Here is a 24,720-nt window from a genome sequence, read left to right as displayed (position 1 = left end):
AAGAAGTGAAATAGGAGATCAACTGCCCGTAAAAGCCCGATTGGTTCAACTAGTAATCAGTGGGGGATAAACACTCCCACTGATTACAGTTTCACTTTATTAATTCAATTGTTTCCGTAACCTTTATACTATCTTTTACAGATTGAACAATCGTACAATTTTTCACTGCAAGTTGCAGCGCCTTGTCCAGCTGCTCTTCTGTAATGTTTTGCGCTTTAATTTTATAGTGCAAATGAACACTTTCAACTGGCTTCGATAAAGCTTCACTTCTACCAATTTCAGTTTCGATTGTAAACGTATCATATGGAATACGTTTCTTTTCTAAAATTGTTCGAAAGACAATTGCACTACATCCTGCGATAGAAGAAATGAGTAATTGTAAAGGTGAATACCCGTTTTCTTTTCCAATCGCTAATTGACCATACGATAAATCTGCTTCTATATCATCGTGTTTGATTGTTAGTTTCATTTGTTTTTTCCATCTCCACTTTCATCGGTTTCTGCCGTTTCTTACTAATATAATAATATATATAGCAGAAAATGATAAATGGAATACCACAGTATAACGCCATTCTTTGTTCAGGAATAAACGCTAAACTAATAACAACGATGCTATTTGTAATTAAGGCTAAAATTGGGACAATTGGGTATAGTGGTGTTCTATACTTTAAGTCCTCTAACTTTCCTCCGCCTTTTATATACTGACTTCTAAAGCGAAGTTGCGATAGAGCAATAATGATCCAACTTGAAACAGCCGATAAACCAGCTATCGATAATAAATACATGTATACTGTATCTTCTGCAAGGAAACTTGTGAATAGAGATAATCCAGCTACCGCAATCGTTACGACTAGCGCTGTAATTGGAATACCACGCTTATTTACTTTCTGGAAGGAAGTTGGTGCCATTCCCTCATTTGCAAGTGACCATAGTATACGCGTCGCTGCATATAATCCAGAGTTCGCTACAGATAATAACGCAGTAATAATAACGAAGTTCATAATATCAGCTGCGTATGGAATACCAATTTTATCAAATACGACTACGAATGGACTTTCAATTACGCCTGCTTCTTTCCAAGAAATTAATCCTACTAAAATCGTCATTGTTAAAATGAAGAATAACATAATGCGCCATACCGTATTACGGATTGCACGTGGAATTGTTTTTTCTGGATTTTCACTTTCTCCCGCTGCAATTCCGATTAACTCTGTTCCTTGGAACGAGAAGTTAACTGTAATCATTGTAAGTAATACGGCAGCTAGTCCATTCGGGAAAAGTCCACCATCGCTTACAAAGTTAGAGAAAAGAGGTGCTGCTTCTTTTCCGTCATATGATATAAATCCTAATAATGCACTACCACCAAGCACAACAAATGCAAGAATTGTAATTACTTTAATACTAGAGAACCAAAATTCTAATTCAGCATAACTTTTCGCCGAAATTGCGTTTGAAGCATATAAAATAACGCCGAATACAAGGCACCATACCCAAACATCAACATTTGGAAACCATCTTTTCATCATTAAACCGATTGACGTTAATTCTAGACCCACTGTTACTGCCCAGCCGAGCCAGTATAACCAGCCAATCATAAAGCCCGTTCCTGGTCCAATAAACTTCGTCGCATACTTTTGGAAAGAACCTGAAACCGGCATCGCTACCGTTAACTCTCCAAGACAAAGCATTGTTAAATACATAATAAATCCGCCTACTAAATATGAAAGGATGGCTCCCCCTGGTCCAGCCTGATTAATGGTGTAACCTGAACCTAAGAAGAAACCAGTTCCGATTACACCACCAAGTGCGATCATAAATAAATGTCTACTCTTCATCGTACGATGTAATTTCTCATTCGTTGGTTGCTGCATCTAAATCCTCCCCCTACCATACCCCTATATCCTGTTAAAATTTTCTGATAATAAAAATATACACGAAAGCGATTACATTTTCTATATAAAATTAAAACTTTTCTGATAAAACAATATAAAAATCGAATTATCGCAAGATTTAGATTCTATTTAGAGGAAAATAAGGAGAAACAAGGAAAAAACCCTTACATATATTGTAAGAGTCAACGGAGTTCTAATCTTCTCGATAAAATTGATAAACTATAATTTACTATAAAGTACATACAAGCTACTACTATAAACGTCGGAATCATGTAATTCACATTTTGCCCGCTAATAATTTGAGCATTATGAATAAGCTCTGGTAGTGATATAACGACTGCTAGCGCTGTATCTTTCAGCAATGAAATAAACTGACTGACAAGTGGCGGGACCATTCTTCTTAATGCTTGTGGCAAAATAATATGCCACAGCGCTTGAACATACGTTAATCCGGAAGACCTCGCTGCTTCGATTTGCCCTTTTTCGATAGATAATAGACCACTTCGAACAATTTCAGATATCATTGCAGCTTCAAATATTGTTAAAGCAACAATTGTAGCTGTTATAATTTCTAATTTCAAGCCTGCTTCTGGAAGTGCAAAATACGTGAAAAATATAATTAACAGTAGTGGTAAGTTTCGAATCACTTCAACGATAATTCCTAATATTTGTGAGACGACAGGTATTTTCGTGTAGCGCAATATTCCTATTACACTACCGATAATAAAGCTAAGTACAATTGCTACGAGCGCTACCTCTAACGTTATAAGTAATCCTTTTAATAAAAATAGAATATGATCCCCTGTAATTGCTCCCTTAAAATCCATTTACACCGCCTCCTTTGCTAAGCGTTTTTCTAAATAACGCACTAGCATACTGAGCGGAATTGTTAATATTAAATAAAACATCCCGACAAATATATAAACATCAAACGTAACAAACGTCTTCGTTGAAATTAAATCTCCTTGATACATTAAATCAGCACCAGCAATAATTCCAAGTATTGAAGAGTTTTTAACTAAATTGAGAAACTGGTTTCCTAAAGGAGGAATTACAATTTTCATTGCTTGGGGTAAGACAACATAATACATCGCCTGCACATACGTTAGCCCTGAAGAGCGAGCAGCTTCCAGCTGCCCTTTCGCAACTGATAAAATACCAGCGCGAATTACTTCTGCAATAAAAGCTGCCGTATATACCGTAAGCGTAACTGTTCCTGCTACAAAACCATTTAAAGTAATTCCTATTACAGGTAAAGCAAAATAGAATATAAATGCAATTAATACAAGTGGAATATTTCTTACAAACTCCACAAAAGCTGATCCTATCCAATTTAAAATGCGAATAGGTGCAATACGCATTACTGCCAAAATTACTCCTAAAATAAAACTACCTATCAATGCAATTACACTAGACATAACTGTATATTTAAACCCTTCTAAATACATATCAATGTTATTCGTTAATATAGAAAAATCAGGCACATATTCTCCCCTCTTTCTTTACAAGAAGAGGATGAGTACTCTCATCCTCTCACTTTTACTATCTACTTTTCTGGTTTTTGTCCAATCCACTTCTCATATAATTTGTCATACTCCCCACTTGCTTTCATGTCTTTAATTAAAGTATTAATCTCTTTCGTTAAATCATCTGCCCCTTTTTGCACTGCAATTCCATACGGTTCATCTGTGAAAATTTTTCCTACTACTTCATAATTAGAATCTTGTTTTGCCATTCCGTAAAGGATCGCATTATCTGTCGTTAACACATCACCTTTACCTGCCTTTAACGCTGTAAATGCCTCACTATAATTTTCAAACTCTAATACAGTCGCTTCTGGTGACTTTTGACGAATGTTATTTGTAGATGTTGATCCTTTTACAGCTAATACTTTAACGCCTTGTTTTATATCATCGACGCTCTTAATATTGCTTCCTTTTTTCACAAGTAACGATTGTCCTGCTTTAAAATATACATCTGAAAAATCCACTTCTTTTTTGCGTTCTTCCGTAATTGTCATTGTTGCAATAATTGCATCAATATCACCATTTTTCAGCATTGGAATACGTGTTTTAGACGTTACTTCTTTCAGCTCTAGCTTCTTTTCATCTCCAAGAATCTTTTTCGCCAGTGCCTTCGCGACATCAACATCGAATCCTTCTACCTGCCCTGTTGAAGGATTTTTTAATCCAAATAAATTCGTATCATTCTTCACCCCAACTACTAATTTCCCGCGCTTCTTAATTTGCTCAACGGCCCCGCCTTGCTTCGTATTCGTTTCTTTCGCCTCATCTTTTTTACTTCCGCACCCAGCAACGACAAGTACGAATAAACATGAAAATACAATTAAGGTGAACAACTTTTTCATTTTAAGCATGAAATTCCTCCTCTAATGATTTAGCACCCGACTTAAAAATAAACGAGCTCTTTCTTGTTCAGGGTTTGCAAAAAAGTTCGCCGGTGTTGTATCTTCAATAATTTGACCATCATCCATAAATAAGATCCTATCTGCTACCTCTCTAGCAAATCCCATTTCATGCGTGACAACGACCATTGTCATCCCTTCTTTAGCCAGTGCTTTCATAACATCAAGTACCTCTCCAATCATCTCTGGATCAAGAGCAGACGTAGGCTCATCGAATAGCATAATTTCCGGCTGCATTGCAAGTCCTCTAGCAATTGCCACCCGTTGCTGTTGTCCTCCGGATAATTGATGCGGATATACGTTAGCCTTCTCCGGGATTCCTACTTTCTCTAAATAAAACATCGCTGTTTTCTCTGCTTCTTCTTTGGAAACTTTATTTACTTTAATCGGTGCCAATGTAATATTTTGCAGAACTGTTTTATGTGGGTATAAATAAAAATGTTGAAAGACCATGCCAATATTTCGCCGCAATTCATTCATGTCCGTTTTTTTATTGTGTACCTCTGTATTTTGTACAATTAATTCTCCATCTGTAATTGCCTCTAATTGATTTATACATCGAAGCAATGTACTTTTTCCTGATCCTGAAGGCCCGACAACTACTACCACTTCGCCTTTTTTCACTTGCACATTAATATTTTTCAAAACTTGAAAGTTACCATAATATTTATTTACATTACGAAATTCTATCAACATACTCCCCCTTCCCCTAACAATGCATGTACATTCTTTTTATATTCAAAAATAGTCCCAAAAATAACTTTTAGCTTCAATTTGTCCATAAAAAAAAGCAAAGGGTTTCCCCTTTGCTTCTTCATTTTTATTCGATTAAGATACTTCTTCTTTCTTATCTTTCCCGTATTCATGCTCCCAAAAATCAGCATTTTTAATTCCTAATGGCCCTGGATCGAATACTGGATCTTTTCCTTCTTTTTTCTGTTTTTCATAATCCTTTAATGCGACTAATGCAGGTTTTTGTAACAATAAAATCGCAATGATATTTACCCATGCCATAATTCCTACCCCAATGTCGCCTAAAGCCCAAGCCGTTGCTGCTGTTTTTATACATCCATAGAATACAGCTCCTAAAAATACAAACTTTAGTACCATAGACATCCAAGGACGGTCTTTATCGCGGTTTAAGTACGCAATATTCGTTTCTGCAATGTAGTAATACGCCATAATTGTTGTAAACGCGAAGAATAATAACGAGATTGCAACGAAGCCATTTCCAAATCCAGGGAAAACAGATTCTACCGCCGCCTGTGTATATCCTGGTCCTGGCTGAGCGCCGTTTAGTTTATTAACGATAAAGTTTTTTCCGCTTGCATCAAATACGTTATACATGCCTGTAATAATCATCATAAATGCTGTTGCTGAACAAACAAATAATGTATCAATGTAAACGGAAAATGCTTGTACTAAACCTTGCTTAGCTGGATGTGATACTTCGGCTGCAGCTGCTGCGTGTGGTCCAGTCCCTTGTCCTGCTTCATTGGAATAAATACCACGTTTTACCCCCCAAGAGATTGCTAAACCGATAATACCACCGAAAGCAGCTTCTAATGCAAATGCACTTCTTATAATTAACATAAATGCTTCTGGCAATTTTTCAATATTCATAGCAACAATGACGCAAGCTACTAAAATATAGCCTATTGCCATAAACGGTACGACAACTTGCGCTACGTTAACAATTCGCTTTACTCCACCGAAAATGATAAGAGCTAATACGACAACTAATATAGCCCCTGATGCGGTAGTATTAATACCAAAAGCAGTTTCTAAACTTACAGCAATACTATTTGCTTGCACACCTGGTAGTAAAAGCCCCGTTGCAAGAATTGTCGCTGCAACGAATACTAAAGCATACCATTTCACACCTAAACCTTTTTCAATGTAATAAGCAGGTCCACCACGAAACTGTCCTTGATGTTTCGTCTTATATATTTGCGCGAGTGTTGATTCTACATAAGCTGATCCTGCTCCTAAAAAGGCTACTGCCCACATCCAAAATACAGCTCCTGGTCCACCGAATGCAACGGCTGTTGCTACCCCAGCGATATTTCCTGTTCCAACACGTCCTGATAACGAAAGTGCTAACGCTTGGAATGAAGAAACACCAGCTTCTGATTTTTCTCCTTGAAATGTCAGCTTCACCATTTCTCCTACATGTCTTACTTGTAAAAACTTCGTTCGAATAGAAAAATATAAACCTACTCCTAAACATAAATAAACAAGTGCTGGACTCCAAACAATATTATTTAACCAATTTACGAAAGCTTCCAACATTCCCCCTCCTCTTTTATAAAGAATATTCAGAATATATATAAAATTATAAGTGTATACCGAATCTAGGACAATATTATTTTAATAAAGTAAACATATTTTTGTATAAAAAAACAAAGTATATATTTGTTTTATATACTTTGTTTTGAACTAAATGTATTATATATTCACAATTGCTTCTCTTTTAATAATTCTTTCGTATAGCTCTTCTGATAATTTCAAGAAGTTATCAGGCATATCTTTCCCTTTAAACTTCTTTTGAAGCGTTCCATATAAACCTATATCACGTAAACGTAAAAATAGTGGTAACGATTCATACCAACTATCCGCCAGCCTGTGCTCATACTCATATCCTTTTCGTAACACTTGTAACTGTTTACGAGCAAAATCTGTCTTCTCTTCTGCTGTCCACGGTGTAAATAGAACAGAGTAGTATAAAACCATCGCTAAATCATGTATAAAGTAATTATAAGCAGCATCATCAAAATCAAAGATTGTTAGCTCTTTACCATCATAATGAAAATTACCTTGATGAATATCACCGTGCATAAGACCGAACGTTTCTCTTTCAACTGGAAGAGCCTTAATTTCATCCATTAATACCGCTGCAATCTCTTTCACTTGACCATCTTCTAATTCATTAACAATTCCACTTTCGTCTTCTTCCCACGTATCACGGTAGTCTGTTTTAGGATAATCCATTGTAAGGCGATGCAGTTGCCCAATCGCTTTTCCCCACGCTTCAAAATAAGCATCTCCCCAATAAGGCGATTCTGCTCCTTTTACTTGCTCACCTTTTGCATATATAAATAAAGAAGCGAAAAAGAAAGTCCCATCCTCTGCTACGATTTCTTCTACGAGATTTCGAGACGTTGAATAAAGAGGTCCTGCTACCTTTGCCCCATTCTCCGCAACATATCGTAAAAAATCTAGTTCAGCCTCTACCTCTTGTTTAGAACGATGAGAAGAATGTGTTAAACGTAATACATAATCTTCATCATTATCACCCTTCGCCTTAAAAATATAATTCTCAAAATCTCCAAGTGGCTTTTCTTCTACTGTTACATGAAACAAATTCGCTGCTCTTTTTAAAATCTCTTTCGTAAAAACACGTTCTACAGCTATTTCCATATATATCCCTCCTATATATCTTCTTAATTCGACACAAATGTTAGAAGTACTGCTATGAAATTGAATAATGCACAAAAGACAATGTAACGTAACCTTCAACCCTCTTTTTAAAAAATAATTCAAGCATAAATTTCTCACAAACGACAAAAATTAACAGAAACAATTGCACTTTAAAAGAGGTGGAAATTATGACAGAGAAAAAAGAACAACAAGAGAGTAAAAAACAAAAGCATATGTTTCCATCACTTCCGGAGAACATTAGTTACATTGAAAATAAACTTTCTCATTCTGATGATATAAAAAAATTAGATCTCCCTTTTCAAAACGGAAAAGGAATAATCTTATATATCGAATCTTTAGCAGATCCAAATCTAATTCATCAGTTAGCTCTTGAGCCTTTATTGACACGGTCAGACTTAGCTATAGATAAAGCTTTTTCTACATTAAATATGAAAAAAGAAACGAATTTAAATTATGGTGTGCAGCTTTTATTACAAGGTAAATCCTTATATTTTCATGAACACGTCGACAGTTTTTGTATTTTCGAAACAGCTCTATCCTTAAAGAGAGATATAGCAGAACCTGATAATGAAGGAATTGTCCGTGGACCGCATACTGGTTTTGTAGAAGACTTAGCAACCAATTTAGCTTCCATTCGCAAACTCATAAAAAGTCCACATGTCGTCATTAAATATTTCACACTTGGTGAAGAAATGCATACGAAAGTGGCAATTGCTTATATGCAAAACATAGCGAATGACGATTTAGTTACAGAAGTAAAAAGAAGGTTAGAAACGATTAAGACAGATGCACTTATGCCTCCAGGATATATACAAGAATTTATAGAGGATACGTCTTTCTCACCATTTCCGCAGCAATTAAATACAGAGCGTCCAGATAGAGTCGCAGCAAATTTAATGGAAGGACGAGTTGCTATTTTATCTGATGGAGATCCAACAGCTCTTATCGTTCCTGTTACATTATTTGCTTTTTACCAATCACCAGATGACTATAATAACCGCTGGATTGTTGGTTCTTTCGTCCGAATGATTCGCCTAGTAAGCTTCTTGATTGCCTTTCTCTTACCAGCTATATATATCGCAACCGTAGCCTTCCATCCTGATGTATTGCCGCTCGAACTTGTGTATACAATTAAAGCTTCATTAGAGAAAGTACCACTTCCTCCTATTTTTGAAGCTCTCTTAATGGAATTAATCTTTGAATTATTACGGGAAGCTGGTATTCGCTTACCAAGCCGAGTTGGACAAACAATCGGTATTGTAGGTGGTTTAGTAATTGGTGATGCGATTGTAAAAGCCGGACTCGTTTCTTACACAATGATTATCGTTGTAGCTTTAACTGCAATCTCATCTTTTCTCGTTCCATCAAACGATATGAGTTCAGCAGTTCGAATTCTTCGTTTTCCATTAATGATTCTTGCTGCTATATTCGGATACGTCGGAATATCATTCGGTCTCATTATAACTTTCGTTCATTTATGTCAATTACATTCATTTCATACGCCATATCTTTCTCCTGTTGCCCCGATGCGGATAAAAGATATGAAAGATTCTTTTGTAAGACTTCCAATTTGGTCGTTTTGGGAACGACCACATGATCCAAAACCGAAAAAAATGCAACGACAACATGTAACGAGAGAGGATGAGGACGGTGACAAACACGCAAAGTAAAATTTCGCTCGTTCAATTTACCTTTTTCGTTATTCAATGCCAAATCGGAGTTGGTATCCTTTCTCTACCTAACCGTCTTCACCCGATAGCAAAAGGTGGCGGATGGATTTCTGCTCTCATCGCCGGGCTTGCAATTCAGCTTATTATTTTACTTATGTGGCTTTTTTTAAAACGATTTCCTGATGCAGATATGTATGAAAGTGTTTGTATGCTATTTGGTAATAAGTTTGGAAAACTATTAGGTTTTGCTTATGTTTTTTATTTTACGCTTATTGGTATGACGGTTATGTTGAATGCTTGTAATGTCATTAAAGTTTGGATATTACAAGCCACTCCTTGGTCTGCCATTCTCATCCTATTTACAATAGCTTGTTGCTATGTAGCCTATAATACATTTAAAGTAATTGTACGATTTTATGTCATGGCTTCTATTCTTATTTTCCCAATGGCACTTTTAATTGGACTTGGGCTCTCACGGGCTGACTTTTCTTATATTTTTCCAATTACAGAAGCTGGATGGTGGAATATTATTCAAGCATCCAAAGAAACAATTACAGCTATGTATGGTTTTGAAATCATTCTTATCGCTTTCCCAAAAGTAAACGGGAGTTCTGTCGCAAAACTGAAGGCCATTTCTATCGCTAACGGATTTGTAACTCTTTTTTATACTTTTACTGTTTGGATTTGCTTTATCGTATTTAGTCCAAAACAAATTGAGCTTATTCCAGAACCAGTTGCTTACTTATTACGTTCCTTACATATTGGGATTATAGACCGGACGGATTTACTATTTATACCAATATGGATGATAACAGTTGTGGCTTCTATTGCTAGTTATTATTGCGCTGCTTCAATCGGAGTTGGGCATATATTCAATCTTGCTAATCATAAAAAAGCTGTTCCAATCGTCGGTATTATTGCTTTTAGTGTAGCCTTATTTATAGATACACCTGAAGAATTAAAAGTAATCTCAACTTTCACTGATAAGTTCACGTATATTTTTATTGTTGTCCTCCCTCTTTTATTTCTACTTTATTCTGTGATACGAAATAAGAAAGGAGAACAGTATGTTCACAAGAAAAGTTAAATTACTTTCTATATTATGTGCTAGTTCCGTCCTTTCTGGCTGTTGGGATCAAGAACCATTAAGGGAAGCAAGGTTAGCTTATAGTATTGGATCTGATATTACGGAAGAGAATAAACTCCAGCAAACAATCGAGCTCGTAAAAAGTTCAAGCGGAGAGCAATCTTCATTCGAAAATGAAATACATTCAGCAACGGGGCATAACATAAGGGATACAAGCGATGCCCTAAAAAAAAATGTGACTGGGAATATTCGTTATTTTAAATATGGTGTTCAATTACTAGGAACCAAAATTCTAAAAAAAGGTATATTACCTTATTTAGATGTCAGCTTTCGGGACCCAACAAACCCAACTGCTTTAGTAAAACTTATTGCAGTAGATGGTGAAACATCCGAGATACTAGAAAAAAAGAAAGTAGGAAATTTACTAATTGGAGATTTTCTAAAGAAAAAAGTGAAAAGTTTAGAAGATATGAGTGTGTTTCCAAAAGAAACTTTAGAAACAGCTTCTACAAAAATGTTAGATCCCGGTAAAGACTTTACCCTCCCTTCTATAAAAATAAAAGGAAAAGAAGTGATTACAAACGGTCTAGCTTTATTTAATAATGATAAATTAACTGGGCATTTACCTTTGAAACAATCTGTTTTATTCGTATTATTAACTGGAAAAATGGGAACAAGTGCCCGTATAACCCAAAAGCTTACTAGCGATGAATCAGAGAAAACATCTGATTATTTAACAATGGAAATTAGCAATCGAAAGTTAAAACGCGACTTAAAAATAACAACAGATAAAAAAGGAAATGTTTATGCTCACATTAAGCTCCAACTAAAAGTTATAGCGCTTGAAGCTCCGAGAGATAATCTTTACAAAATGGATGAAAGAAAAAAACTAAATAAAGAATTGTCTACACAACTTACGAAAGAAGCTAAAAAGATAACGAAAAAGTTACAAAAAGCAAACTGTGATGCTTTCGGTATCGGCAGACACCTTATCGCCTATCACCCTGACTTATGGAAGAAGAAAAATTGGAATAAAGATTATGCAAAAGTAAAATTCAAACCTGAGGTAGAGGTAAACATTTTGTACAGTGGTGTCCTAAAATAAAAGGTTGTATGCCGCATGGGCATACAACCTTTTTATTTCATATATCGATACACAATTGATTCATATGGTCTTAAGTTAAGTTTTGCAATATCCTTGCTAGCATCTTTATAATTCGACAGTAGTACTTCTTGTTTCATTCCATCTAATTGAACATGCGCTGGTACAGAGTACGTTATTTCTTCTCCATAGAAGTTATTTATAACAAGTAGTACTTCACTTTCTGTAGTACGAGTATATGCCCAAATTTTAGGGTCATTTTTATCCAAAATAGCATATTCTCCTTCTGTAATTACATCATATGTTTTTCTAAGTTCTATTAACTTTTTATAATGATAAAATACGGACTCTTTATCTTCTAATGCCTTCTCTACGTTTATTTCTTTAAAGTTTTCAGCCGCTGAAATCCAAGGTGTACTTGTTGTAAAACCACTGTTCATCTCTTCATTCCACTGCATCGGAGTGCGAGAGTTGTCACGAGATTTTTGCTTTAAAATCCCGATAATCTCTTCTTTTGATAGCCCTTCTTTTAGCTTTATATCGTATATATTTAACGATTCCACATCACGATATTGCTCGATGGACTCAAATTTAGGATTCGTCATACCGATTTCTTCCCCTTGATAAATATAAGGCGTTCCTTGCAGCATGTGCATGGCTGTCGCTAACATTTTTGCAGATTCGTTTCGGTACTTTCCATCATCACCAAAGCGTGACACGATGCGAGGCTGGTCATGATTACACCAAAATAACGCATTCCATCCTCCGCCCTTTTGCATTTCAATTTGCCAGCTAGACATAATCTCTTTTAATTTAATAAAATCAAAATCAGCCTTCGTCCACTTATCACCATTCGGATAATCTACTTTTAAATGATGGAAACTAAACGTCATACTTAATTCATTACGCTCAGGGTTTGAATATTTAATACAATTATCAATTGTCGTAGATGACATTTCTCCAACTGTAATTACATCTTTTCCTGCAAAAACATTTCGGTTCATCTCTTGTAAATATTCATGAACACGCGGACCATCTGTATAATACTTGCGTCCATCACTTGTCGCAGTACTACCTTCATCGTTTAAGAAACATTGGTCTTTTGAAATTAAGTTAATGACATCTAATCGGAATCCTGTTACTCCTTTATCCAGCCAAAAACGCATCATATCATATACTTCTTCACGAAGTTTTTCATTTTCCCAATTTAAATCAGCTTGTGTTTCATCAAATAAATGTAAATAATATTGCTCCGTCTTCTCATCATATTTCCAAGCAGATCCACCAAACTTAGACTGCCAATTATTTTTTTCATCACGCCAAATATAGTAATTACGATATGGACTATTTTTATCTTCCTTCGCTTCTTTAAACCACTTATGTTCAGTCGAACTATGATTTACAACAATATCAAGCATAATCTCAATGTTACGTACTTTCGCTTCTGCTAAAAGTTCTTCAAACTCTTCCATCGTTCCGTAAGATGGATCAATGCTGTAGTAATCACTTACATCATATCCATTATCATTTTGTGGTGATTGGTATATCGGTGTTAACCATATATAATCCACTCCGAGTTCTTTTAAATAATCTAGTTTCTCTGTAACACCTTTTATATCCCCGGTTTCTCTATTGTAATAACTATTAAAGCTCTTCGGATAAATTTGATAGACTACACTTTTATGCCAATCCTTCATGTTTAACTTCCTCCTACTTCTGTTTGACTCTTTTTGCAAATAACCATGTTAAAGTAAACGGGATTACAACTGCAATAATCATTCCTACAATAAACATTGGAATCGATTTCGGAATGATAGAAATAAATGCTGGCAATCCGCCAATTCCGATAGCAGGCGCTAATACACCATTTAATGTAATGAATATCGCTGCCACAGCAGATCCTATAATCGCTGCATAGAACGGGAACTTATTTCGTAAATTCACCCCAAACATCGCTGGTTCTGTAATACCGAAGTATGCTGAAATGGCTGATGTTGATGCCATACTTTTATCATTTTGATTTTTAGAAATCCAGAACATCGCAAGTGCCGCACTACCTTGCGCAATGTTAGAAAGAGCGATCATCGGCCAAATAAATGTCCCGCCATGTTGTGCAATCAATTGTAAATCAATTGCAATAAACATATGATGCATACCTGTAATTACAAGCGGTGCATATAACGCTCCAAATAATACTGCTCCAACTACTGGTACTGTTTCATATACACCTACTAATCCTACTGTTAATAAATCTCCAATATGACGTGTAACCGGACCGATAATTCCTAGTGCTAACACACCTGTCACAACTATTGTTGTAATTGGTACAACTAATAATTGAATTGCATTTGGTACATGTTTCTTTAAGAAAATTTCCACTTTACTTAATACAAATGCTGCTACTAAAACGGGTAAAATTTGTCCTTGATATCCTACCTTCTCAATTTGGAATAGTCCTAAAATATTGAAGTACTCAATCTTTTGACCCTCTAAACCAGTCGCTGCTTTTCCATAGTCCCAAGCGTTTAATAAGACCGGGTGCACAAGCATTAATCCCATAACAATCCCTAGTATTGGACTACCACCAAAACGCTTCGTTGCTGACCAACCGACAAGTGCTGGTAAGAATACGAATGCTGTATTGGCCATCATATTAATTAAATCCCAAAGCCCGCCTAAGTTCGGATAAACATCTAATAAATTTTTCCCATCAAAAAATAAGTCCTTTGCGCCTAATAGATTGTTAATACCCATTAGTAAACCAGCTGTTACGATTGCTGGTAATATCGGCATAAATACATCCGAAAATATTTTCACAAACTTTTGAGCTGGATTTAACTTCTGATTTCCAGAGTCTTTTACGTCCGCTACAGTCGATTCTTTCATACCTGCAAGCGTTATCAATTCAGCGTAAACACGATCTACATCCCCTGGACCAATTACAATTTGAAATATACCAGCGTTATGAAACGCTCCTTTCACTAATGAAACAGACTGTAATTTATCATTATCTATTTTACTTTCATCTTTTAAAGCGATACGGAGCCTCGTCACACAATGTGCAGCTTGTTCAATATTGTCTTTCCCACCAATATACTGCAACACTTCCTCTGCTGTTTTACGATAGTCTTTCCCCATATTCCCGTCCCTCTTTTCTTTTTTTGATACCGTTTACAATTACATATTAACTCGTATATATAAGTTAGTCAACACTCGTATATACGAGTTTGTGTTTTTTTTATAAAAAAAAGAGATGAAACAATATTTTGTTCCACCTCTTTACTTCCTGCGTGCCACATCCGAAAAGTGAAAAATATCTAAACGGTGGCGTGATTCTGTATATTCAAACTGACTTCCATCATACAAATGTGTAAAGTTTTTCACAACGACAACATAGTCTGTTCCATTTAAATCTAAATACTTTCTGTCATCCTCTGTACATGGCTGTACTTCTATTACCCTCTGCGAATAACTAATATGTAGCCCAAGCTCTTTCTCGATGTATTTATAAATCGATGCAGTTGCAATTTCTTTCGTTAATCCTGGAATAAACTCAGATACAAAATGATTTATATCTAAAATTACTTTTTCTCCATCAATATTTCGTACACGTTTAATATGGTCAATCTCTGTTTTTTCTTTTACATTTAATAATTTCGCAATGTCTTTTGTGGCTTTTTCTTTGTCCATTTCCACAACTTCCGTAATACAATGACGTCCTAAACGTTCATTTTCTTCTTGGAAACTTACAATACCGCCAAAATTAAATTCAATATTTTTTCGCTTTAAAACAAAAACACCTTTCCCATGAATTTTTTGCACATATCCACGCTCTTGCAGTAAATCTACAGCTTTTCTTACCGTGCCTCGGCTTGCCTCATACTGCTTCATTAATTCTGTTTCTGATGGGATTTTGCATCCCTCTTTTAATTGTTTATTATCAATAGATTTACTGATTTCTGTATAAATTTGTTCATACTTACTCATCATCTACAATAGCCCCTTGTCACCTTCTAATTCTATATGTATTATAACATGCTTCACTCTTCTGCCAATCTCTCACTTATTTTCCAGTACAAGAAAAATATAGGTAAATATTTAATCTTTAAAACGTATTTTTATAAAAATTTTTATATTTTTCTTTTCATTCAAAAAAACATGTAGTATACTAACTTCAAAATCAGAGGAGAAAGGGAGCAAAGAACTATGCTTACTTATACAACAACTGTAGTTACATTTGCACAAAAACATCATCATCATACGTAACCCTTGAAACCTAGCGGAAAAATTACGCGTAGGTACAAGGGTTATTCCCGTTGTACCTACGCTTTGGCGAAAGAGCCATGTAGGTATTTTTTTATCTACATGGCTCTTTTTTTATTGTCAAAAAGCTAGTAAAAAATGATGTTTAAGCAAAACTTACTACAAAGGAGTTAACAAAAATGGAAACGAAAAAATGGGGATTATGGGTTTTAACAGCATTTGTTATCGGGAATATGGTTGGCGGTGGCGTATTTATGCTTCCAGCAAATTTAGCACAAGTATCAGGGCCAATGGGTTCTACACTCGCATGGAGTATTACAGGCCTTGGCGTATTTATGATTGCACTTGTATTTGGAAATTTAGCGATTCGGAAACCAGAATTAAAAGCTGGACCACAAAGCTATGCTCAAGCGATGTTTCCTTCAAAAAAAGCTGGTAAAGTTGCAGGATATAGTATGGCATGGGGATATTGGGCTGCTAACTGGGCTGCAACAGCATCTGTTATTATTTCCTTTGCTGGATATTTATCAACATTCTTTCCAGTTTTACAAAGTAAGCAAATTCTTTTTTCAATAAATGGATTTTCACTGGAACTCGGAAAAGGATTAACTTTCCTCGTATGTAGCCTTATGCTGTGGGGAATTCAATATATTCTTTCTCAAAATATTGATCGAGCTGGAAACATGAATCTACTTGCTACCATTGCAAAAATTATCGGATTTACAATGTTTATTGTAATTACATTATTCATTTTCAACGCCTCTAATTTCGGAGACGGTCAAACCTTTATGAATGAAGCAGGACAATCAATCTCATTAGGTGGACAAATCAATTCAGCTGCTATTGCAACACTCTGGGCATTTATCGGTATTGAATCAGCAGTTATGCTTTCTAATCGTGCAAAATCACAGCGCGATGTAAAAAAAGCTACGATTTTCGGATTAATTATCGCTCTTCTTATTTACATGTCAATTACTTTACTTACAATGGGAGCTCTTCCGCAAGATGCTTTAAAAGAGTCTCAAAAACCATTAGTAGACGCATTAAATTTAGCAATTGGAAATAAAGGTGCATATATAATGGCTTTACTCGCTCTTATATCTTTATTTGGATCTACAGTTGGCTGGATTGTTGTTAGTTCAGAAGTACCTTACCAGGCAGCAAAAAATGGACTTTTCCCTAAGTTTTTCGGGAAAACAAATAAAAAAGGTAGTCCTTCAAAATCACTATTGATTACAAATGTAATGACGCAAATTTTCTTATTTTCAACGATTTCTGGTACTGTTTCAGAAGCGTATAGTTTCGCTATCGTCGTAGCAACATTAGCCTATTTAATTCCATACCTTGTTTCTACCTTGTACCAATTAAAATTAGTTATTACAGGAGAAACGTATGATATACTGCCAGGATCTCGAGTAAAAGATGGAATCATTACGACATTAGCGTTGATATACTCCATTTGGGTTATCAAAACGGGAACTGCTGATTTAAAAACATTCTTCTTAGGAATTGGATTGTTCGTATTAGGTCTTATTCTTTATCCAGTACTAATGAAAGACTCACAAAAAACGGATTAAATAAAGAGAAGCTGCTGGCTTCTCTTTTTTATTAAAAATCTGTAATTAACTTTTCTTTTAGCTCTCCTACAGATAAAGGTTTCGCATAATAAAATCCCTGTACATAATCACAGCTCATTGATTGTAACAAACTCTCTTGCTCTACTGTTTCTACTCCTTCAGCAACTACTGCTAAATTTAAACTATGAGCAATTTCAATAACGGATTTTACAATCGTTCGTTCTGGTTGTGCGTGATCATAATGAAATTCACGAATAAAATTACGATCAATTTTTACAATATCCAGTGGTAGTTGTTTTAAATAATATAAGGAAGAATAGCCAGTCCCGAAATCATCCAAAGCAATTAAAACACCCATATTTCTTAATTCTTGTAATGTAGCAATAATATAATCAAAATGACGGACTGCAATGCTTTCCGTTATTTCTAATATTAAACGGTTCGGAGGAAAGCCAGTTCTCTTTAAAATGCTACGTACTGATAAAATAAAACGTTTCTGCATTAATTGTTGTATAGATAAATTCACAGATAACTTTAGTCCTTCTTGATAATTCGGCAATGTTTTAAACAAGCGACATGATTTTTCTAATACCCAGTCTCCTAGTTTTATAATAAGTCCAGACTCTTCAGCTACAGGGATAAATTCGCTTGGTGAAATAGGTCCGTCTTCTGTCATACAACGTACTAGAGCTTCTATACCAGAATATCTCTTCGTTTTCAAATCAATAATAGGCTGCAATGCTACATCTAACTCTTCATCACGAATTGCCTTTTGCAAAGCAAACTCAACTTTCATTCTACGATTTATTTTCGCGCGTAGCTCATCTGTAAAGAAACACGCAGCGTTTCTCCCCTGTTCTTTTGCACTATACATAGCTAAGTCAGAGTTTTTCAATAACGTTTCCACATCTTGTCCGTCTTGTGGATAAGAACAAAGTCCCAGACTAGCTGAAATGTATACTTCATGGCCTTCCAGCATAAATGGTGCCTGAAAACATGACAACACAGATGTCGCTAACTGACTCATATCATCTTGTCTATGATTTTTTGTTAACAGCACAAATTCGTCGCCACCTAGCCTAGCCAGAACATCTTTCTCTCCTAGTACATAATGCAACCTTGAAGCAACTTCACTTAAAAGTAAATCCCCTATCATATGACCTAATGTATCATTTACTAATTTAAAACGGTCCAAATCAAAGTAAATCATACCAAATTCTTTTTTATCTGCAATCAATTCGTTAACGGTCGTTATTAATTGTAAACGGTTAGGCAAACTCGTTAAAGCATCATGATAGGCAAGTTCCCTATAACGACTTTCACTTAGCCGCAATCTATGTTCCGCTTCTTTTCTACTACTAATATCATTTCGAATTGCGATAAATTGGTATGGCTCTCCTTTTTCATTTAAAAATGGAACAATTGTTGTTTTGACCCAATAATATGTACCATCTTTTGCTCGATTCCGAATCTCACCTGTCCATACTTTCCCATTCAAAATACGCTTCCATAAGTCTTGAAAAAAGGTTTTTGGATGATGTCCTGAATTTAAAATACGGTGATCTTTCCCAATTAATTCTTCTCTTTTGTATTTAGAGATTTCACAAAATTTATCATTTACATATGTAATAAGACCTTTTCGATCTGTAATTGCAACAATTGAAGACTCATCTAATGCTAACTTTAAATCTCGCAATGAAGAGTCATATAATGCATGACCTCTCTGTTCTAGCATGCGCATCTCTCCTTGCTTCTATCTGACTAAAACACAACCTGTTTCTCTTCATAGAAATAGAGATATTTCATTTTCTAATACTAGCCCATTACATAAATTATCTTTTTGAATAGACCGATTAAAATAACATAATATTATTTGTAATAAAAAGCAATATTATACCGTTCTAATTATAAATAGTAGCTTCTCATCTCCCTAATTATTTCGCGCCTTATTATACTGCAATCCCTTTAAGTGTCTCTATGCAAGCCTTGTTTCCAACTAATACCACTCACATCTGATCTCTTTGTTTTTAATAACGAAATAGAAATTAGAGCATACTACATAACTATTCACGAATAATAATATAAAACTCTACATCAATGTATATGTTTTTGAATTACAATAACAAAATATTAACATATTTTCACCTTAATTTTGGAAGTATTTTATAAATAAATACCGTATTAAACTAAAAAAGAGGATAGCCTCTTTTTTAGTTTAATACGAATATGGTATTTGCTGATAACCTGGGTATGGCATTGGATACGTTACAGGGTATGGTGATGGATAAGCTACTGGATATGGAGCGGGATAATACCCTCCACTTGTTGCACCTGTTAATGCACCAGCTGTCAGTCCGCCTAACACTCCTCCTGCAAAGCTTCCAGGGAAAAATCCGCCTCCCCATGAACTACCACCACCCCAGCCCCATCCGCCTCCGTGATGATGATGGTGATGGTGATCATAGTGATTGTGTCCTCCATGGTGATGATGTCCACCGTTATGATTGTGCCCACCATGATTGTGTCCTCCATGATGATTTCGATAATACAATCCATTATTTTCTATATAATTCATGTTTCTCCGCTCCTTTTCGATTTTTTCATTTTCATATGCGTTAAGAGTGGGATAAAAAATGGGATAGTACACTGTATGTAGGACAAATGCGGAAAGTATAGGTGAAATGTCTATATTTTGTAAAAAAAGCAAAACACCTTATAATAAAGATGTCATATTACATCTTCTATTTAAGAAGTCTATATTGAAAAAAGATTAGGGGAATTATATAGAAATGAAGAAGCCTATCGTTCAATTACTATTAATATTTACAATTGTATCTATCGTTCTGTTCCTATTAAATACATCGTATATCTCGTTATATACATTTGTCGGTGCTCTATGGTCCATCACAATCGTAGGAATTTCATTCGTTATTTTTATAGAAAATAGATCTCCACAAAGTACATTAGCATGGTTTTTAGTATTAGCACTTCTTCCTATTATAGGTGTGCTTTTATACGCTATTTTCGGACGCAGCCGCTGGAGAAGAAAAAAACATCTCCATCGTTCAGAAGAACAAAGAAAATTATTCCGTGAAATATTAGAAGGAAGAAGACTAGAGTTATTACTCACAGTCCCACTAAATGAACGTTCCATACATTTAACAGAAGTCATACAAAAATTTGGAGGCGGTCCTGCCGCAGATAGAACAACTACAAAACTTTTAACAAACGGAGATCAAACATTTTCAGAAATTTTGCGAGCTATAGAGCAAGCAAAACATCATATACATATTCAATACTACATTTATAAATCTGATGAAATTGGTACAAAAGTTCGAGATGCTTTAATACAAAAAGCAAAAGATGGTGTTATTGTACGCTTCCTTTATGATGGCCTTGGAAGTAATACGTTAAGAAGACGATTTTTACAACCTATGAAAGAAGCTGGGATTGAAATTGTAGAATTTGACCCTATTTTTTCAGCTTGGTTACTTGAAACTGTCAATTATCGTAACCATCGAAAAATTGTTATTGTAGATGGCGAAATTGGTTTTACCGGAGGACTCAATGTCGGTGATGAATATCTTGGCCGTTCAAAGAAATTTCCTGTTTGGCGTGATAGTCATTTAAAAATAGAAGGAAAAGCATTATATAAATTACAAGCAATCTTTCTAGAAGACTGGCTCTATGCCTCTAGTGGTTTAAATACTTATTCCTGGGATCAATTCATGAATAGACAATACTTCCCAGGTAAAGAGATTTCAAATGCAGAAGGTGCTGTTCAAATTGTAGCAAGCGGACCAAGCTCCGATGATAAAAGTATTCGTAATACATTATTAGCTGTTATGGGCTCTGCAAAAAAATCCATTTGGATCGCTACACCCTACTTTATTCCAGATCAAGAAACTTTAACATTATTACGCTTAAGTGCAATTGCCGGAATAGATGTACGGATTTTATATCCAGGTAAAAGTGATAGCATCATTAGTGATCAAGCATCTCAATCCTATTTCACTCCGCTTTTAAAAGCTGGTGCTTCTATTTACAGTTATAAAGATGGTTTTATGCATGCAAAAATTGTACTCGTTGATGATACAATTGCAACTATTGGAACAGCGAACATGGATGTACGTAGCTTTGAATTGAATTACGAAATTATTAGCGTACTTTATGAATCAAAAACAGTTCACGATATTAAACGTGATTTTGAAGAAGATTTTAAACATTCGACTGAAATTAAATGGAACTCTTTCCAAAAAAGAAGTATAAAAAAACGCATATTGGAGTCTTTCATGAGGCTCATTTCTCCTTTACTGTAGGCAATCAACTTCATCTTGATTGCTTTTTCTTTTCCCTTTATCCTCCTTCCTTTTCTTTGCATACCATATTAAAACAAGTTATCATAAGATGTATTACTTTATGAAAATAATGTTAGGTGGGAAATACATGTTAGAACAATTTCATATACATGCTGATTTAAAACAACAGCTTTCTACGATTCATGAAAAGAATAAACAAGAAGCTGGTGAAAATGCACATTTAATCGGAACGAAAATATATAAAGCGTCTGATAATAGCATTATTGAAGATGCAATTACAGCACTTCTTCTTGGCAAGAACATTCTATTAAAAGGACCGACTGGTAGTGGTAAAACAGTACTAGCGGAAACTCTTTCTTCTTTATTCCAAAAACCAATGCATAGCATTAACTGCTCTGTCGACTTAGATGTAGAGGGTATTTTAGGATACAACACACTACAAACGAAAGATGGTGCATCTGAAGTTTCATTCGTTAACGGTCCTCTTATGAAAGCAATGAAGAACGGTCACTTCCTATATATTGACGAAATCAATATGGCAAAACCTGAAACGTTACCACTTCTTCACGGCGCATTAGATTACCGTAAAATGATCACAAACCCATTTACACAAGAGGTTGTATACGGTGATGACGAATACCGTGTAATTGCTGCGATTAACGAAGGTTACGTTGGAACAAGTGAACTAAACGAAGCGTTAAAAAACCGTTTCGTTATTATTGAAGTTCCTTACATTCAAGGTGATACATTAAAAGAATTATTATTAGCAGAATCAAAATTAAAAGATGTTGCAACAATTGAAAAGTTCGTTGCCTTTGCAAGCGACCTTATGCCTTTAGCTCGCGATGGACGTGTAAGTGAAGAAGCGGCAAGTATTCGTGGCATTATCGACGCATGTGATTTAGGTGTATATATTCCTGTTATGCGAGCGATTGAACGAAGCATAATTGCAAAACTTAATGATGAAACAGAACAAATGACTGTCCGTGAATTAGCAGAAAGTTATTTCTTTGAGGGATAATTTATGAGACAAATTTTTAGTGACAAAAAAATTGATGCGTCGCTGTTTCTACAAATGGAAAACTTAATGTATGCCCTTCTAAAAGAAGACGATGCCTATCTTGAATATGGCTATAAAGCATACTACGACGAAATTGAAAAGAAAGTTGTCATTAGTCACTTTTGGGATGATCGAAAAGAAGAAGATACAGTAATCGGATTAAAAAGCGAAGTGTTCTTAAAAGCACTTGGTAATAAACATTACTCGGACATGACTTTAATTCGTTCTTATGCGATTGAATTGCAAGAATCGCCCCTAAAAAAGTTTTTAACACAATTATTTGTTCTATTAGAAGATTTACGCGTTGAGGAAATCGTAAAGAACTTACGTCCTGGCACGAAGCATGTTTTTAAACGTCGAAAAGAAATGTACCGCAACTATTTCGGCTCTCAAAATGAAATAAACCGCGTTCGTAATTATCACGGCGATCGTCTATTTTGCCTATGCTATCTTTCATTAACGAGTGATAAATATGAAATGTTTAATAATGAATATTTTGAGCAAATTGAAGCGATTTTACATGAAACATTCCAAGCACGTAATACAGAAGATATTATGTATATCGTTGAGAAAATTCGCTATCGCTTAGAGGCGCTTCTTGAAAGTGATATGCTTAACAACTATTTCGGACATGCCCCACTTTACTTATCTGTCCTTGCAGACGAAAAGAACTGTCGCGTCGAAGATTTAGCAAATGATGATACGCAGCTTATAGATGACGATGAAAATAAAAACAAAATGGATGAAAGTTTCTCCACATGGCATCGTGAAAATAAAAATAACGAAAACGAGAACTTTTTACGCTTTGAATTAGAAAGCGGAACAAAAACTAATATGATGGGTGATACTGCCCGTGAATCAGAAGATGGCGACCAAGCACTTGGTTCTGTACAAGGTACTTCACAAAAAAGTACACAATCCAACTTTGATGGCGCTGATACAGAAGAAGCAAGGGCTTCACACGCTTCTAGCCAGCACGACGGTGCATACGGTAAGTATAATGTAGGTGCTTCTCATACATTTAAAGAAGCTCGCAAACCAAACTCAGATGAGAAAAAAGATTACCAAGCTATCAAATCAGTCGTCAATAAAGATGTAAAAGAATTAAAGAAAATTATCGAAAAAACAATTGAAAATAAAACGAATGCGAATAGTGATAAATATTACGGAAGACTTCGTAAGAAATTCCTTCGTATTTATACCGAAAAACAACCGCGTATGTTTTATAAAAAAGGACAAGAGTCACAAGAACTCGATGTTGCATTCCAACTATTAGTTGACTGTTCTGGTTCTATGTATAACAAAATGGAAGAAACGAAGAAGAGTGTTGTACTATTCCATGAAGCTTTAAAGTCTTTAAAAATCCCGCACGCTATTAGCGGATTTTGGGAAGATGCATCTAGCGCTAAACCTGAAGATAAGCCGAACGTTATCCATGAAGTTGTAAATTATAAAAACTCAACGTTACCAAACGTTGGTCCAGAAATTATGCAACTTCGTGAAGAAGAAGATAACCGCGACGGATATATTATTCGTATCGTTTCTGAAAAGCTTGCCAAAAGACCTGAGAAACATAAATTCTTACTAGTCTTCACAGACGGTGAGCCTTCTGCGCTAGACTATCAACAAGACGGAATTTTAGATACGCATGAAGCTGTTAAACTCGCGCGTAAAAGTGGTATGGAAGTAATCGGTATCTTCATCGAAGAAGGCGAAGCGAAAGAAGCAACTTATCAATTGATGAAAAACATTTATAACCATCACTTCTTAGTTGCAAATCATGCTGAAGATTTACGATTGAAGATTAAACCATTGCTGAAAAAACTATTACTGAAGACGATTGAATAGAAAATAGGAGCCTTGTGGCTCCTGTTTTTTCGTTCA

Annotated in this window: 20 protein-coding genes; 7 read left to right on the top strand and 13 right to left on the bottom strand. The window is 35.3% G+C overall.

Annotated elements, in window-relative coordinates; translation table 11 throughout:
* Positions 1-91: 91 nt before the first annotated feature.
* The 8 genes from DN399_RS03320 to DN399_RS03280 all read right to left on the bottom strand — a co-directional run bounded on the left by DN399_RS03320 (position 92) and on the right by DN399_RS03280 (position 7,737).
* Positions 92-469: an OsmC family protein gene (locus tag DN399_RS03320; protein WP_069604275.1), complete on the bottom strand. Its 378-nt coding sequence runs from the start codon at positions 467-469 to the stop codon at positions 92-94.
* Positions 444-1,871, bottom strand: a complete 1,428-nt coding sequence (locus DN399_RS03315) for an amino acid permease (protein ID WP_001187097.1) — start codon at positions 1,869-1,871, stop codon at positions 444-446. Before DN399_RS03315 ends, DN399_RS03320 begins: the two co-directional genes overlap by 26 nt.
* Before the next feature lie 203 nt (positions 1,872-2,074).
* Positions 2,075-2,719, bottom strand: coding sequence for an amino acid ABC transporter permease (locus tag DN399_RS03310; RefSeq protein WP_000345978.1), 645 nt, complete (start codon positions 2,717-2,719; stop codon positions 2,075-2,077).
* Positions 2,720-3,376, bottom strand: a complete 657-nt coding sequence (locus tag DN399_RS03305; RefSeq protein ID WP_016121835.1) for an amino acid ABC transporter permease — start codon at positions 3,374-3,376, stop codon at positions 2,720-2,722.
* 62 nt (positions 3,377-3,438) lie between these two features.
* Positions 3,439-4,269 carry a glutamine ABC transporter substrate-binding protein GlnH gene (gene glnH / locus DN399_RS03300; RefSeq protein ID WP_000916491.1) on the bottom strand — a complete coding sequence of 277 codons (831 nt, stop codon included), beginning with the start codon at positions 4,267-4,269 and terminating at the stop codon, positions 3,439-3,441.
* Positions 4,270-4,281: 12 nt separating this feature from the next.
* Positions 4,282-5,013, bottom strand: coding sequence for an amino acid ABC transporter ATP-binding protein (locus DN399_RS03295; protein WP_006917993.1), 732 nt, complete (start codon positions 5,011-5,013; stop codon positions 4,282-4,284).
* 132 nt (positions 5,014-5,145) lie between these two features.
* Positions 5,146-6,606 (bottom strand): alanine/glycine:cation symporter family protein, encoded by a 1,461-nt coding sequence (locus DN399_RS03285; RefSeq protein ID WP_033693388.1) that lies wholly within the window; start codon positions 6,604-6,606, stop codon positions 5,146-5,148.
* Positions 6,607-6,765: 159 nt separating this feature from the next.
* Positions 6,766-7,737: a phosphotransferase enzyme family protein gene (locus DN399_RS03280; RefSeq protein ID WP_000401644.1), complete on the bottom strand. Its 972-nt coding sequence runs from the start codon at positions 7,735-7,737 to the stop codon at positions 6,766-6,768.
* Positions 7,738-7,925: 188 nt separating this feature from the next.
* Here DN399_RS03280 and gerKA point away from each other — a divergent pair, with 188 nt between their 5' ends.
* Genes gerKA through gerKC form a run of 3 tightly spaced genes read left to right on the top strand, consistent with a single transcriptional unit; the run spans position 7,926 to position 11,620 of the window.
* Entirely contained in the window at positions 7,926-9,428 is a 1,503-nt protein-coding gene (gene gerKA / locus DN399_RS03275; protein WP_000136667.1) for a spore germination protein GerKA, read from the top strand.
* A complete protein-coding gene (locus DN399_RS03270; protein WP_086412270.1) occupies positions 9,409-10,515 on the top strand; it encodes a GerAB/ArcD/ProY family transporter in 1,107 nt (368 codons plus the stop codon). The genes gerKA and DN399_RS03270 overlap by 20 nt, the downstream gene beginning before the upstream one ends.
* Positions 10,496-11,620: a spore germination protein GerKC gene (gene gerKC, locus DN399_RS03265; protein ID WP_016121831.1), complete on the top strand. Its 1,125-nt coding sequence runs from the start codon at positions 10,496-10,498 to the stop codon at positions 11,618-11,620. Before DN399_RS03270 ends, gerKC begins: the two co-directional genes overlap by 20 nt.
* Positions 11,621-11,652: 32 nt before the next feature.
* Here the strand turns inward: gerKC and treC are convergent, their stop codons facing one another.
* The 3 genes from treC to treR all read right to left on the bottom strand — a co-directional run bounded on the left by treC (position 11,653) and on the right by treR (position 15,607).
* Complete coding sequence (treC, locus tag DN399_RS03260) at positions 11,653-13,314, bottom strand: alpha,alpha-phosphotrehalase (protein WP_149149321.1); 1,662 nt, start codon at positions 13,312-13,314, stop codon at positions 11,653-11,655.
* A gap of 13 nt (positions 13,315-13,327) precedes the next feature.
* Positions 13,328-14,755, bottom strand: a complete 1,428-nt coding sequence (treP, locus tag DN399_RS03255; RefSeq protein ID WP_149149320.1) for a PTS system trehalose-specific EIIBC component — start codon at positions 14,753-14,755, stop codon at positions 13,328-13,330.
* A gap of 141 nt (positions 14,756-14,896) precedes the next feature.
* Positions 14,897-15,607: a trehalose operon repressor gene (treR, locus tag DN399_RS03250; protein WP_000987240.1), complete on the bottom strand. Its 711-nt coding sequence runs from the start codon at positions 15,605-15,607 to the stop codon at positions 14,897-14,899.
* Positions 15,608-16,059: 452 nt separating this feature from the next.
* On the opposite strand from treR, the gene DN399_RS03245 reads away from it, so the two are divergent.
* Positions 16,060-17,457: an amino acid permease gene (locus DN399_RS03245; RefSeq protein ID WP_000448447.1), complete on the top strand. Its 1,398-nt coding sequence runs from the start codon at positions 16,060-16,062 to the stop codon at positions 17,455-17,457.
* Between the two features lie 31 nt (positions 17,458-17,488).
* Here the strand turns inward: DN399_RS03245 and DN399_RS03240 are convergent, their stop codons facing one another.
* Positions 17,489-19,192 carry a putative bifunctional diguanylate cyclase/phosphodiesterase gene (locus DN399_RS03240; RefSeq protein ID WP_000893345.1) on the bottom strand — a complete coding sequence of 568 codons (1,704 nt, stop codon included), beginning with the start codon at positions 19,190-19,192 and terminating at the stop codon, positions 17,489-17,491.
* A 480-nt stretch (positions 19,193-19,672) separates the two neighbouring features.
* The gene (locus DN399_RS03235; RefSeq protein WP_086412276.1) at positions 19,673-20,032 is read right to left on the bottom strand and encodes a cobalt transporter; all 360 of its coding nucleotides are present in this window, start codon (positions 20,030-20,032) and stop codon (positions 19,673-19,675) included.
* A gap of 214 nt (positions 20,033-20,246) precedes the next feature.
* On the opposite strand from DN399_RS03235, the gene DN399_RS03230 reads away from it, so the two are divergent.
* The 3 genes from DN399_RS03230 to DN399_RS03220 all read left to right on the top strand — a co-directional run bounded on the left by DN399_RS03230 (position 20,247) and on the right by DN399_RS03220 (position 24,684).
* Positions 20,247-21,776 (top strand): cardiolipin synthase, encoded by a 1,530-nt coding sequence (locus tag DN399_RS03230; protein ID WP_000743034.1) that lies wholly within the window; start codon positions 20,247-20,249, stop codon positions 21,774-21,776.
* 127 nt (positions 21,777-21,903) lie between these two features.
* Positions 21,904-22,797 carry an ATP-binding protein gene (locus tag DN399_RS03225; protein WP_000892971.1) on the top strand — a complete coding sequence of 298 codons (894 nt, stop codon included), beginning with the start codon at positions 21,904-21,906 and terminating at the stop codon, positions 22,795-22,797.
* Positions 22,798-22,800: 3 nt separating this feature from the next.
* Positions 22,801-24,684, top strand: coding sequence for a vWA domain-containing protein (locus DN399_RS03220; RefSeq protein ID WP_001248851.1), 1,884 nt, complete (start codon positions 22,801-22,803; stop codon positions 24,682-24,684).
* Positions 24,685-24,720 lie beyond the last annotated feature (36 nt).

It is taken from the genome of Bacillus sp. AR4-2, from assembly GCF_008274865.1.
Lineage (GTDB): Bacteria > Bacillota > Bacilli > Bacillales > Bacillaceae_G > Bacillus_A > Bacillus_A cereus.
The sequence above is the reverse complement of the archived record's forward strand: the minus strand, read 5'-3'. Positions and strand labels throughout refer to the sequence as shown.

Bases quoted from the DNA above. Each gene is read 5' to 3' on its own strand.
- DN399_RS03230 (WP_000743034.1), top strand. From the start codon at position 20,247: ATGAAGAAGCCTATCGTTCAATTACTATTAATATTTACAATTGTATCT.
- treP (WP_149149320.1), bottom strand. From the start codon at position 14,755: ATGGGGAAAGACTATCGTAAAACAGCAGAGGAAGTGTTGCAGTATATT.
- DN399_RS03280 (WP_000401644.1), bottom strand. From the start codon at position 7,737: ATGGAAATAGCTGTAGAACGTGTTTTTACGAAAGAGATTTTAAAAAGA.
- DN399_RS03320 (WP_069604275.1), bottom strand. From the start codon at position 469: ATGAAACTAACAATCAAACACGATGATATAGAAGCAGATTTATCGTAT.
- DN399_RS03295 (WP_006917993.1), bottom strand. From the start codon at position 5,013: ATGTTGATAGAATTTCGTAATGTAAATAAATATTATGGTAACTTTCAA.
- DN399_RS03235 (WP_086412276.1), bottom strand. From the start codon at position 20,032: ATGAATTATATAGAAAATAATGGATTGTATTATCGAAATCATCATGGA.
- DN399_RS03220 (WP_001248851.1), top strand. From the start codon at position 22,801: ATGAGACAAATTTTTAGTGACAAAAAAATTGATGCGTCGCTGTTTCTA.
- glnH (WP_000916491.1), bottom strand. From the start codon at position 4,269: ATGCTTAAAATGAAAAAGTTGTTCACCTTAATTGTATTTTCATGTTTA.
- treC (WP_149149321.1), bottom strand. From the start codon at position 13,314: ATGAAGGATTGGCATAAAAGTGTAGTCTATCAAATTTATCCGAAGAGC.
- gerKA (WP_000136667.1), top strand. From the start codon at position 7,926: ATGACAGAGAAAAAAGAACAACAAGAGAGTAAAAAACAAAAGCATATG.
- DN399_RS03310 (WP_000345978.1), bottom strand. From the start codon at position 2,719: ATGGATTTTAAGGGAGCAATTACAGGGGATCATATTCTATTTTTATTA.
- DN399_RS03240 (WP_000893345.1), bottom strand. From the start codon at position 19,192: ATGCTAGAACAGAGAGGTCATGCATTATATGACTCTTCATTGCGAGAT.
- DN399_RS03315 (WP_001187097.1), bottom strand. From the start codon at position 1,871: ATGCAGCAACCAACGAATGAGAAATTACATCGTACGATGAAGAGTAGA.
- DN399_RS03245 (WP_000448447.1), top strand. From the start codon at position 16,060: ATGGAAACGAAAAAATGGGGATTATGGGTTTTAACAGCATTTGTTATC.
- treR (WP_000987240.1), bottom strand. From the start codon at position 15,607: ATGATGAGTAAGTATGAACAAATTTATACAGAAATCAGTAAATCTATT.
- gerKC (WP_016121831.1), top strand. From the start codon at position 10,496: ATGTTCACAAGAAAAGTTAAATTACTTTCTATATTATGTGCTAGTTCC.
- DN399_RS03225 (WP_000892971.1), top strand. From the start codon at position 21,904: ATGTTAGAACAATTTCATATACATGCTGATTTAAAACAACAGCTTTCT.